General features: G+C 44.3%; 11 protein-coding genes. 5 read left to right on the forward strand and 6 right to left on the reverse strand.

All coding sequences use genetic code 11. From position 1 onward, the window contains the following. Window positions 1-31: 31 nt before the first annotated feature. Window positions 32-865, reverse strand: coding sequence for a GNAT family N-acetyltransferase (locus AC5JL3_RS29290; protein ID WP_496077796.1), 834 nt, complete (start codon window positions 863-865; stop codon window positions 32-34). A 166-nt stretch (window positions 866-1,031) separates the two neighbouring features. Here AC5JL3_RS29290 and AC5JL3_RS29295 point away from each other — a divergent pair, with 166 nt between their 5' ends. From AC5JL3_RS29295 to AC5JL3_RS29315, 5 genes are all read left to right on the forward strand, one after another. After that, a complete protein-coding gene (locus AC5JL3_RS29295; protein ID WP_496077797.1) occupies window positions 1,032-2,372 on the forward strand; it encodes an adenylosuccinate synthase in 1,341 nt (446 codons plus the stop codon). 148 nt (window positions 2,373-2,520) lie between these two features. Further along, window positions 2,521-3,144, forward strand: coding sequence for a 50S ribosomal protein L25/general stress protein Ctc (locus AC5JL3_RS29300; RefSeq protein ID WP_496077798.1), 624 nt, complete (start codon window positions 2,521-2,523; stop codon window positions 3,142-3,144). 119 nt (window positions 3,145-3,263) lie between these two features. After that, complete coding sequence (locus AC5JL3_RS29305; RefSeq protein WP_496077799.1) at window positions 3,264-4,835, forward strand: bifunctional aminoglycoside phosphotransferase/ATP-binding protein; 1,572 nt, start codon at window positions 3,264-3,266, stop codon at window positions 4,833-4,835. Between the two features lie 111 nt (window positions 4,836-4,946). Next, window positions 4,947-5,570 carry a GNAT family N-acetyltransferase gene (locus tag AC5JL3_RS29310; RefSeq protein WP_496077800.1) on the forward strand — a complete coding sequence of 208 codons (624 nt, stop codon included), beginning with the start codon at window positions 4,947-4,949 and terminating at the stop codon, window positions 5,568-5,570. A 248-nt stretch (window positions 5,571-5,818) separates the two neighbouring features. Continuing rightward, window positions 5,819-6,118, forward strand: coding sequence for a ferredoxin (locus tag AC5JL3_RS29315; protein WP_496077801.1), 300 nt, complete (start codon window positions 5,819-5,821; stop codon window positions 6,116-6,118). Window positions 6,119-6,245: 127 nt separating this feature from the next. Here AC5JL3_RS29315 and AC5JL3_RS29320 read toward each other — a convergent pair whose 3' ends face one another. The 5 genes from AC5JL3_RS29320 to AC5JL3_RS29340 form a co-directional block, all read right to left on the reverse strand. After that, window positions 6,246-7,154: an Npun_R2821/Npun_R2822 family protein gene (locus AC5JL3_RS29320; RefSeq protein ID WP_496077802.1), complete on the reverse strand. Its 909-nt coding sequence runs from the start codon at window positions 7,152-7,154 to the stop codon at window positions 6,246-6,248. 10 nt (window positions 7,155-7,164) lie between these two features. Next, window positions 7,165-8,160, reverse strand: a complete 996-nt coding sequence (locus AC5JL3_RS29325) for an Npun_R2821/Npun_R2822 family protein (RefSeq protein ID WP_496077803.1) — start codon at window positions 8,158-8,160, stop codon at window positions 7,165-7,167. A gap of 3 nt (window positions 8,161-8,163) precedes the next feature. After that, window positions 8,164-9,129 carry a glycosyltransferase family 10 domain-containing protein gene (locus AC5JL3_RS29330; protein ID WP_496077804.1) on the reverse strand — a complete coding sequence of 322 codons (966 nt, stop codon included), beginning with the start codon at window positions 9,127-9,129 and terminating at the stop codon, window positions 8,164-8,166. A gap of 1,159 nt (window positions 9,130-10,288) precedes the next feature. Then, entirely contained in the window at window positions 10,289-10,852 is a 564-nt protein-coding gene (locus AC5JL3_RS29335; RefSeq protein ID WP_496077805.1) for a phycobiliprotein lyase, read from the reverse strand. A gap of 108 nt (window positions 10,853-10,960) precedes the next feature. Beyond that, window positions 10,961-11,641, reverse strand: coding sequence for a HEAT repeat domain-containing protein (locus tag AC5JL3_RS29340; RefSeq protein WP_496077806.1), 681 nt, complete (start codon window positions 11,639-11,641; stop codon window positions 10,961-10,963). Between the last annotated feature and the right edge of the window lie 34 nt (window positions 11,642-11,675).

Consider the following 11,675-nt stretch of genomic DNA (forward strand, 5'->3'; position numbering starts at 1 on the left):
TTGTTAAAGGTATGCTGTTGTCGGCAATTGATTAGATAAGAATAGGGGAGACAAGTTGTTCTGTGGCTCCATAAGTGTCAATGTAATTGAGTCGTGCATCGACTAAGTAAAAGCCGATACGCTCATAAATGGCTTGTGCGATCGCATCACCGGCTGCTAGCCAAACTAGCTCACCTCCTGTCTTAAAATGGTCTTTGATTAACGTGCTGCACAGCGTTGCGGCTACACCCCGGTGCCGTTGCGCGGGTAAGGTGGCAACACCAACAAGTTCACTAATTCCCAACATCGGCAGGGTGAAACCTACGCCAGCAGGTATCCCGTTAATGTAAGCTAGCGCCCCTTGCATCATCCCTTTATGAATCTGCTCTTTCAACTCAGTGATTTCCTGGTTTGTCGGAGCTTGGGCGGTATTATTCAAGCTAAAGCATTGCTTGGGAATCGCCACACAAGCGGACAGAATATCAGGATGAGCGTCAGGGGTAAGCAGTTGGACTTGTACAGCAGAGGCTTGATAAGGGTGAAAGTCAGTTGGTGTACACAGCATCATCGGATGACGTGCCTCTGTTCTGAGTCCAGCATCCTCCAAAGCGGTTGGGAGTGTAGACCACAGGGATTCGGTAAACTCAAAGCGGAGAATGCGATCGCGTTCCCTAAAAATATGACGCAGTTCGACAAGTGCTTGCGCCACCTCAGCACTAGTTCCCAAAGGCGCAATTGGCACTGCGTAATTTAGCCACGTCAAATCTGTTGTTGGGTTAATCATTGCTTGAAATGACCCAACGATTATGACTTCCCGTTGTTTTGCCGTCACCTGAGTATTCGCCGCTTCAATACGACTTAACAGAGTTTTTAGTGATTCCTCCACACCTCCACCTTTTATCTTCCAAATAACTACTCAGCCATTAGCGACAGATATAAGCCTCCAAACTAATTGTTTAGAAATGCTTTCCGGCTGAACGCTGGTTGACATTGGTTAAACCTAATGCTAATAATTATAGTTTGTGAAAACTTAAACACTATAAAAAAAACCCTTGGCTAACGTCGTTGTAATCGGTGCCCAGTGGGGCGATGAAGGAAAAGGAAAAATCACTGACTTACTAAGTCGCTCAGCAGATGTCGTCGTCCGTTACCAGGGGGGGGTCAATGCAGGGCATACTGTTGTTGTTCAGGGTCAAACCTTCAAACTGCACTTAATTCCCTCTGGAATTCTGTATCCCGATACCGAGTGCATTATTGCCTCTGGCACGGTCATTGACCCACAAGTACTTATTGCTGAACTCGATCAAATCGAAGCGTTAGGCATTTCCACCAAAAACCTACTGATTTCCGAAACGGCTCACGTTACGATGCCTTATCATCGGTTAATTGACCAGGCATCAGAAGAGCGTCGAGGTAGCCATAAGATTGGCACAACAGGTCGTGGCATTGGACCCACGTATGCCGATAAGTCAGAGCGCACTGGGATTCGGATGTTGGATCTGATGGACCCAGACATACTAAGAAAACAACTAAACTGGACAATTAACTACAAAAACGTCATTCTCGAAAAGCTCTACGATTTGCCGCCTTTAGATCCGGCGACCGTGATTGAGCAGTATCTAGAGTATGCCGAACGGCTACGTCCCCATGTTGTTGATTGCTCATTGAAGATTTACGAGGCAATTCAGCGACGGAGTAATATCCTGTTTGAAGGCGCTCAAGGGACGCTGTTAGATTTAGATCATGGTACCTACCCCTATGTGACTTCCTCGAATCCGGTTGCGGGTGGGGCGTGTGTAGGTGCGGGTGTCGGGCCAACCATGATTGATCGAGTGATTGGTGTGGCGAAAGCCTATACAACTCGCGTGGGAGAAGGGCCATTTCCGACAGAACTTGATGGTGAACTCGGAGATTTATTATGCGATCGCGGTGCAGAATTTGGCACAACTACGGGTCGCCGTCGCCGTTGTGGCTGGTTTGATGCCGTCATTGGTCGCTATGCGGTTCGCATCAATGGCATCGACTGTCTAGCAATCACCAAACTAGATGTACTCGATACCCTAGATGAAATCAAAGTCTGTGTTGCCTACGAAATTGAGGGTCAGCACTGCCAGGATTTCCCCAGCAGCGCTCGCCTGTTTGCTCGATGCAAACCGATCTATAAAACTCTGCGTGGTTGGAAACAATCAACAGATCATTGTCGGTCTTTAGAAGACTTACCCACAGAAGCGCTGAATTATCTCAAATTCTTGGCAGAGTTGATGGCTGTTCCAATTGCGCTCGTCTCCCTAGGTGCTAGCCGAGATCAAACCATTATCGTGGAAGACCCAATCCACGGACCCAAGCGGGCACTGTTACACGCCAACGGCACACCAGTAACATCAGGAGTCTAGGATTGAGATTTTAGATTTGAGATGTTGGATTTGAGTCCAACCAATCATCTTGGGTATCAGCAATCTAAAATCAAAGATCGGGAGATAGCCCTCTTCGCGCCCGCTAAGGGCTATCGCTAAAACTTGAAAACCTATACAAGCTACTGAAATGGAAGTTACAGTTGAATGTCAAAAGCGACCAGAAGGCAGCAAACCCAAAGCGCTGCGTCGGTCTGGTCTAATCCCTACTGTCCTCTACGGTCATAAAGGTACAGAATCTATTGCCCTGACCATAGGCGCTAAAGACGCAGAAACTTTACTTAAAAAAGCCACTATCAATAACACCCTGGTTCAGGTCAAAATTCCTGACCTTCCCTGGAGTGGTAAAGCCCTAATCCGGGAAGTGCAGACTCATCCCTGGAAGAGAAGTTCAATCTACCACCTCAGCTTTTTCTCCGTAGCCGCTCAAGAAAGCCTTGAGGTAGCGGTGCCATTGCACTTTGTCGGAGAAGCGGCAGGTGTTAAAGAAGGAGGAGTCCTCGACCCCGTATTTACGGAACTTCAGGTACAATGTGCGCCTGAGAACATCCCAGAGTCAATTGAGATTGATGTTTCTAATCTACAGGCTGGGGATAGTTTGCGTGTCCAAGACCTTGTTTTGCCACAGGGAGTCACGGCACTGAGTGAACCGGAGAATACAGTTGTTGCAATTACTGCACCGCTCTCAGTTACCCAGTCAGAGGACGACGAGGTAGAAGCTACGGCAGCCGGAGAAGCTACAGAATCTACCTAAGGTTTGCTCTCATGAGATAGTTAGACCAGGGGCAATTGTCCCTGGCTTTTTTATAGGTATCTTTTGACACAAGTTAGTAACACAAGTTAGTAAGTCTAATTACGGACATTTGCACTGAGATGACTCAAACCGCTCTTCCTGCCTTGATTCAGCGAATGATGCAACCGGGATTTTATCCCCACCCTGTTAAAGAACCAATTGAGCTGAAGCAGACTCACGTTTCCTATGTATTTCTTACAGGTGATTATGCTTACAAAGTTAAAAAACCAGTAAACTTTGGCTTTTTGGATTTCTCCACCTTGGAGGCTCGCAAGCACTTCTGCTTAGAAGAAATCCGGATGAATCAACCAATTGCACCGGAGATTTACCTAGACGTGTTGCCAGTAACGGAAAATGGCGATCGCTTCGAGCTAAATGGGGCAGGTCAGCCAGTAGAATATGTGCTAAAAATGCGGGAGTTTCCCCAAGATGACTTGTTTATTTGCCTATTTGAGCAAGGCAAGCTCACGGAAGCTCATATGGAGGAGTTAGGGCGAATTGTTGCTCAATTCCATGCCAAAGCGGAAACAAGCGACTATATCCGCTCGTTCGGTGAAGTCTCCCAAGTCCGTCAGGCAATTGATGAGAATTACGAGCAAACACAAAAATACGTGGGTGGCCCTCAGACTAGCCAGCAGTTTGAAGAAACTCAGCGGGCTACTGATGCTTTCTTTGCCACTAGGTCAGCGCTTTTTGAAAGCCGCATCCAAGATAATCAGATTCGAGAATGTCATGGGGATTTACACCTGAGAAATATTTGCCTATGGCAAGGCGAAATTCGGCTATTTGACCGTATTGAATTTAATGAACCATTCCGCTTTGTCGATGTTATGTACGACATCGGGTTTGCGGTGATGGATTTGGAGGCACGGGGGCGTAAAGACTTAGGGAACGCCTTTTTGAATACATACGTCGAGCAAACTGGCGATTGGGAAGGGCTAAGGGTGCTGCCCTTGTATTTAAGTCGGCAAGCGTATGTGCGAGCCAAGGTGACTTCTTTTTTGTTGGATGACCCTGGTGTGCCAGATGATGTCAAGCAAGAAGCAATGTTAACAGCCGCACAGTATTACCAGTTGGCTTGGGAGTATATGCACTTACCAAGCGTTGATGCTGTCTCTTCTCAACAAGGACGCTTAATTTTGATGTCTGGTTTGTCGGGTTCTGGTAAAACGACAGTAGCGCGATATCTAGCACGACACTTAGGAGCAATTCACATCCGCTCTGATGCAGTACGCAAACACCTTGCTGGGATTCCTTTGGAACAGACAGGAGGCGCGGAACTCTATACAGCAGCGATGAATGAAAAAACATATGATCGCTTGTTAGAGTTGGGCATTAAGCTCGCAAACGATGGATTTTCCGTGATTTTGGATGCGAAGTATGACCGACAGGTGTTCAGAGAAAAAGCGATCGCTGGAGGTCAACACCACCAACTACCAATACAGATTCTTCACTGTATTGCTCCAGAATCCGTCTTACGCGATCGGCTAACAGCACGAACGGATGATGTTTCTGATGCGACAGCTGAGCTACTGACTCAGCAACAAGCCACAGCCGAATTCTTCACGGATACAGAACAACCTCTCGTCACCACATTAGACACGACACAAGACTGGACATCACAGTTAACAGGATGGGCAAGTGTTTCTTAGCCTCCTTGTACCAGTTCACGAAATGCTTGATACAAATAGTTGATAAAGGAAAAGGAGAAGAGGGAAAGGCGAATTTTTCTTTAACCTTATAAGGCTACGATACACAAACCGATGCCTCCTCATCAGGCTAATGCTCATAAATTAGATGCCTCCCAGGTTGATGAAATTGCACAACTGCTGGTTCTTGCATTTGAGAATGGCTCTGGTCTTAGCCAGATTTGCAAGGCAGAAGGTGAAGAACTTCAGCGCCGACTGCACTTCTTGTTTCGGGCTGGACTCGCACTGCAAGCCGCTGCGAACCAACGGGTGTTGAGTGTCACGCAGGATGATCTCGTAACAGGTGTTGCTGTCATGCAGGAACCAGAGAGTTGCTTTCCTCTTTGGCTACAGATTCATTGGTTACTACAAGTAAGCTTTGGTATAAGCCCAGTTGTAGCTTGGCACCTATGGCAAAGCTTGAGGATTTTAGAACGGCACCATCCTCCAGAGCCTCATTACTACCTGATGCTCTTGGGCGTACACCCAAATTTTCAAAAGAAAGGATACGCTCGCGCTCTGCTTGAGGCACTTCATGCACGTTCAGAAGCACATCCTACTTCAATTGGTGTGTATCTCGAAACAGCGAAAGAGCAAAATGTAGCGTTTTACAAATACTTTGAATATCAGCAAATAACGAAAGTTAATATCAATGGGGTGGAAAACTTTATTATGTTCCGTCCAAATTTTAGAGAATAAAAATAAAAGTCTAAAGCTGATTTGAGCTATTCCTACGCTCTAGAAGTTTGAGAGAAAGAACAACAGAAAAAATACCCTATTACTTCTACCTGAGGGAGGAGCGATAACCTGAGCTGACGTGTGCGATCGCTACCAATATCAAGATGCATCAGTGGCACCAATAGATTTTGTCTATTTATTAATGATTGACTAAGTATATTTACTTAGATTAAGCTATAACAGAATGTTAAGGAATTTAAGAAACGCTAATGGCAACTTACAAGGTAAGGTTGGTCAACGAAGCCGAAGGGCTGGACACCACAATTGAAGTTCCCGATGACGAGTATATTCTCGACGCGGCGGAGGAACAAGGCTTTGACTTACCCTATTCCTGTCGGGCAGGTGCTTGCTCAAGCTGCACTGGTAAAATTACTGCGGGTGAGATTGACCAGTCTGATCAGAGCTTCTTGGATGATGACCAAATCAATGATGGGTTTGTGCTGACCTGTGTTGCTTATCCTAAATCTGATTGCACAATTCAAACTAACCAAGAGGATGCACTAGGTTGATGATGTCGATGCATCTGTAGTGATCGCACACTCAATCAATATCCTCTGCATACTCTTTTAGATACAAGAAGCACCTATTTGTGGGTGCTTTCTGTATTGGCTGCTAAGCTTGTCTCAATTCGTATGATCAAAGTCTTTTTACTTTATCCACAAGCGAATCCCAGAAACTTTTAGGAGTTTGTTGAAACGAATCATCATTTGGTAAGGGTTCATTCAAATAGCGGTAATATTTCCAGATATCCCAATAAGGACAACCGGGTTCAATGCGAATGCCTGCCCAATGTAGATATTGCAAAGGTTGATTAACGTTTGGGTCAATGAGTTGATTCCCTTGAATTCGGAAATGTTTGCTGCCTGCCCAACTTCCTGGCGCCCCACCAGGTCTACGAACAATGTTAAATCGGCGTGGTATGTGCTTTAAAACCATGTAATTAATAATTGGCTGGTCTGAAGTTTTTTGAGAGAAGTCAAAGTATTCAGGATAAGCCGCACACTCGGTAAAGGTATCGTATAGAGTTTTCTCAGAGATTAGATTTTTCTTGGAACCCCAAAATCCTCCATTAAAAATATCTTGAATTTCATAGCTACTAAAAACATCGTCTTCAATGACTGGAGATGTGAAAACATTCTTTATTCCACCTGCGTGTTGATAATCGCAGCAGATGAAATCATAGTCATTTAGATAGTTCAGGCTATTGCTTAGCTTCTCAAAAACAACGATATCAGTATCGATATAAATGAATTTATCAAAAACGCCAAACCAGCAAGCTTGTTTCCTAAACTGATTAGGCCTAGCGAAAAAGTTCTCCCCAAAAATTTGGTGTAGCTGATTAGAGAGGCGGTCTATAAATTGTAAATCTGGATAAAGCTGTACCCCATAGCGCTCTTGTAAGATTTTTGCGATCGCTTGATACTTGTCATCATAAGGAATCAGCACTACAGGAATATCAGAATCATGTAACCGAATGCTATTGAGTAATGCGATCGCTTGTTCGATCACCCGGTCATTAGCAGTAATATAGATACCACGGCTCATCCAAAAATCCTCAACGGGTGAATCCTAGTTTTCCTAATGCTTTTGTAAGCAGAGTAGGAGTTTGCTTGTACGATACAGGTTTAGTTGTAAACTTAGGGCGCTTCTCTGGTTCATGCAGATAGCGATAATATAAAAAAAGGTCACGGTAAGGAAAATCAATATTTTCTCCAGCACAAACTCTATTGAATAACTGGGATTTTATTCCGATGTAATGAAGGTACGTTAGTTGCTTTCCTTTGTCGTATAGAGTACGATTTTGTTCTTGAAAGTGGAGTGATGTAACACAGCAGCCAGTTTTTTCATCCGCTGGTAAATGCAAGGCAAAGTTATAAATAGAGAGGTTAGCTCTCATCATCATGTAATTGAGGAGAGTTTGGTCAGGTGCCATTGGATAAAGAACCTCGGCTTCTCCTTCTTTAAGCTTTGAGATTAGCCAATTCTTTCTTTCTTCATCAAATAACCCTTTCTTAGAAGCATAGAAGCCTGAGCAAAAAATTTCTGCTTGCAGACGTTCAATCGGAAATAATTCTGTAAGCTTAGCTGAGGAACAATTATAGACATGAGTGGGGTCAGTATACTGAAAGTCATAGACTACACAGTCGCCTTCCTCCAACTGCATAAATAGAGGTGCAACTTGCCCTAGAAGTAAGGTATCAGCATCCATGTAGAGAAAGAGATCAAAGATACCATCAAAGGCACAGTAGCGTCGGTGAGTGCCGAAACGGTAATACGGTGCATTGCTTATCTGACTCCAACGTTGGCGGGCAGTCGGGTGAGTATCCCAGACACGTTGAGCAAATTCATCCCAGCGCTGTATCGAATCGTCATCGTTGTAAAGATGCACGTTGGGACGATGGGAAATTTCAGCAGCAATTTGTGTTGTGTTGTCATCGTAGGGATAGACACAGACAGGGATTTCTGTCCCTAAAATTGCCTCAATACTATTGAGCAAAGCAACGAGTTGATTGTAAACTTTGTCATTGGCTAAGGTACAAATTCCGTCCATATTTTAAGAGAATTTATCAACAAAATCAGATAGCCAATTGAGGAGGTTAAGTTTGTGGAGGATAATTTCCCTAGCTTCTGCGATCGCAGATTTGGCTTCGTGCCAAGCATCCGGTGTAGCTGTTACCTCCTTTATATAAGATATGCCCTTTTCATCCAAGCTTGGCAAGCACAGAAAGCTACCGGGAGGTAGTAACTGATCAGCGGCACTGCCACCATAATAAATTGGCAAACACCAAGCAAGTAGTGAATCCCATAGCTTCTCGCTCACATACCAACTATTCTCAGCATAGTTTTCGATCGCTAAATTGTAATAATAAGGTGCCATCGCATACCATTTATTACTCAGTTCTCCAGATGTAGTTGCCCAATTTGGCAATTTTCGACCATACAAATCAAATGGGATTTCACTCAATTGCAGTTGTTTTAAAAAATCTAACCGTTGACGATGATTAGCCGTGCGGTTAACCCCTGATGTAATCCAACTTAAAGCCTTCTCTTTCTGAGGAGGATTCATTTCACTCAATTCTCGAAATGAGTTAGCATGATACCAAATTGCAGGCATATAATTTGGCGTAGGAGCAAAGTCATCCGGACCAGAAATATAGCTACAATACTTTTTGGCTTCCTCGTAGTTGGCTTTGTTCTTGCCAACAATCTCTTCTAAAGGTGGTTCTCTTAACAGATAAATAGTTCGTTCTTGAGGTACCCCTCGTAACTTAGAGTGAACGTCTACTAGCCGAACCTGATCGGGTTTTGGCTTTTGTAAACGAGTCAACCATGATTTCTTCCTAGGCAGCTTTTCATAAAAATTAAACTGATACATCAGTAAAAAATCAGGCTTAGGAGCGTTTGCCAGCATTTGTATATTGCCCCAAACTCCAAAAGGATGTGGCGTTTGTTGCCATAGCCAATCGCTTTGTGTCAAGCCTGAGTATCCAGTAATCATCCCAACAGTTTTTCTACTCATCGCCTAGCTAACCATTAACTAACAAAGTAGAGGTGGATGCATTGCCTCTTCTACGTGGCTTAGAATCAAGGGCGATCGCTTTTCTTCACGTATCGCTGAATCTTTAATACGTTGCCTAGGCGCTAGGTTAGCATGACACAACAACTGCCAAGCGACTATCACCTCAGCAGGCTTGGCGGATAGTCACTCTTCAGGCTGATGTTGCTTTATTCTGTAGCTGAACTTACAAGCCTTCTTAACTCAACATCCTCTTGTACAGCTTTCCATGTTGGGGACATTCTCATCCGTCAATCTAACTAACGACAGAGCTTAAAGTTTAAGCAAACATTAAAAATAGAAGAACAAGCTTTAAAAATTGGCACAATGAGTGTCTATTTTTCTAGCAAAAGTGATTTTCTCGCCAACGGCTTTGGTTGGTAGCCTGGGTTAGTGTTTTAGAGCAATAGCGGTGTAGATCAGCAGAAAACCCTAGTTTCACTAGTGGGGAGCGTTGATATATATCTTAGTTGCTACATTTGATTAGCCAACAATCTTACTAAGTTGTCTTGTCAATAAGTAAAAACACTGACATACTTAAAAATAAATAAGGGCGATTCATTTTTCCATTTTTGTCTGTATCAAACAGGCAGTTTATTAATTTAGAGCAGCTAGAGCTTTTACTACAAAGTGTAAGTTTTTTGGGATTTCGTCTTTTTTAACTCACGAAATAAAAGGTTGTAAAATGCGCGTAACACAAGAAGTTCGCTGCCCTAATTGTGGTAGCTATGCAGAAAGACATTATTGCGTCAAAACTGAAATAACTCAGACGCAGTGCCCAACCTGTGACTACTTAATGATTAACTGCTCTCGCACAGGTAAGGTAGTTGAGGCTTACGCTCCTGGACTCTATGCTCGTCGTTAAATCATAGGATATAGAAGGATTTAGCATCCTTTATAGGCTATATAGCGTTTTCATTTGGGATGATGAAGCCTTCAATGTAAAACCATCCCTCCTTATTTCAACACTCACCGCATGGTTGAGGAGTATATCAAAAAGGTCTACCTGAACCCGTCAATACGCCTAACCTGTGGCGGTTTAAGCTGTTTTGAGTTGTAGAGTATTTGTCGTCGTCGGGTGCGTTACAACGCACCCTACTACTTTTCTTGAGGCTGAGTTCTCTTAAACACTGGCAGCATCTTCAGCTTTTTTCGGTGCTTGAGTGACACCTAGGCGAATTTCTGAGGAGAGAGATGCCATGCTAAACCCGCCAAACCGCTTGAGGATGCTGGTGCGGAGGCGCAAGTTAGGGCTGGCAAACCAAAGGCGTTCCTCAGAATACATCGTTTCGTAGTCTGTAATTAGTGTCAGTGCTCCATCATCACCCATAATGTAGCGACCTGCAACGGGCGCTTTCTCTGCGTAACCCATTTCTCGTAATAGCTGACCTTCGTTAGGCTTGTCAGCGTCGGGAACAGGTACAAGTACCGTGGAACCCTTGTGCTGTTCTTTGTCTTCATCCCATTCCATCGTGCCGTCCCAGGCAACTCTCGCCCCACACAGAGCAAGTTGTGGGTCAATGTTGTACTGTTGACAAAGTTTAATAACCTCTGGAGTATCGGCAGAGAGCATTTCAATCGTGATGTTCGACTTACCATTTTCCGCTTGCTTAAAGGCAAGATGATGGCTGCTACGTTGGGAAAACCATTTGCCAGCACTCTGCTCGAAAAACTCTTTAATATCCATGAACGTAGATGAAGGGGTAGAAGGGTACTAAGGCTTTGTGAGTTTACTGTTTAGATCTTAAGCGATCGCTTTATCCTTGAAGGACACTGCTCCCAAGATGCGATCGCTTTATGCCTGGTTCGAGGCTTCTTCCAAACGCTTTAGCGAAATGGATGCCGATTCGGAAACTTGGCGATGGTTGTCTTTTTCCAAAAATTTTAATGCCGAAATGCTTTTACTGCTCTTGAGCTGACCAAGTGCTTCGGCTAAGCGTTGACGGATTAGCCAATCGTCTGACTGAGCGAAGCGTAGGATATCATCAACAGATTCTATCGCTTTAATTTCACCCAAAGCTGCGATTGCTGCTTGTTGCAGAACGACTTCATTGCTATTCAAAGCTTGGGTAAGAACTTCACGAGCGCGAGGGTCTTTAATATTGCCTAATGATACTGCTGCACTGAAACGTACTAACCATTCTGTGTCTTCATAGAAAGCCCGAACCAGAGGTTCAAACGCTCTACCGTCACCTAAATAGCCCAAAGCACCTGCTGCATCAGCACGAATCCCATAATCTGGGTCAGTTTCGAGTAATTTCACCAGAATTGGATAACACTCTTCGGTTCCCTTAACCCCCAGAGCAAAGACTGCCATTGAGCGGATTTGTAAATTTTTGTCGTCTAAGACTTTTTTAATCAAAGGTACTGCCTCAACCGCTGACACATCGCGCAGTGAGGCAAGCGCCACCATGCGATCGCGTGAGTTAGGGCTTTCAAGCTGAGTAGAGAGTTGCTCGATGTTGGAACGATCCATGGGCAAATATTAGTGAGTGTAATCTTTCTTAATA

The sequence above is a fragment of the Symplocastrum torsivum genome (genome assembly GCF_059505465.1).

Bases quoted from the DNA above. Each gene is read 5' to 3' on its own strand.
- AC5JL3_RS29300 (WP_496077798.1), top strand. From the start codon at position 2,521: ATGGAAGTTACAGTTGAATGTCAAAAGCGACCAGAAGGCAGCAAACCC.
- AC5JL3_RS29305 (WP_496077799.1), top strand. From the start codon at position 3,264: ATGACTCAAACCGCTCTTCCTGCCTTGATTCAGCGAATGATGCAACCG.
- AC5JL3_RS29310 (WP_496077800.1), top strand. From the start codon at position 4,947: ATGCCTCCTCATCAGGCTAATGCTCATAAATTAGATGCCTCCCAGGTT.
- AC5JL3_RS29315 (WP_496077801.1), top strand. From the start codon at position 5,819: ATGGCAACTTACAAGGTAAGGTTGGTCAACGAAGCCGAAGGGCTGGAC.
- AC5JL3_RS29320 (WP_496077802.1), bottom strand. From the start codon at position 7,154: ATGAGCCGTGGTATCTATATTACTGCTAATGACCGGGTGATCGAACAA.
- AC5JL3_RS29325 (WP_496077803.1), bottom strand. From the start codon at position 8,160: ATGGACGGAATTTGTACCTTAGCCAATGACAAAGTTTACAATCAACTC.
- AC5JL3_RS29330 (WP_496077804.1), bottom strand. From the start codon at position 9,129: ATGAGTAGAAAAACTGTTGGGATGATTACTGGATACTCAGGCTTGACA.
- AC5JL3_RS29335 (WP_496077805.1), bottom strand. From the start codon at position 10,852: ATGGATATTAAAGAGTTTTTCGAGCAGAGTGCTGGCAAATGGTTTTCC.
- AC5JL3_RS29340 (WP_496077806.1), bottom strand. From the start codon at position 11,641: ATGGATCGTTCCAACATCGAGCAACTCTCTACTCAGCTTGAAAGCCCT.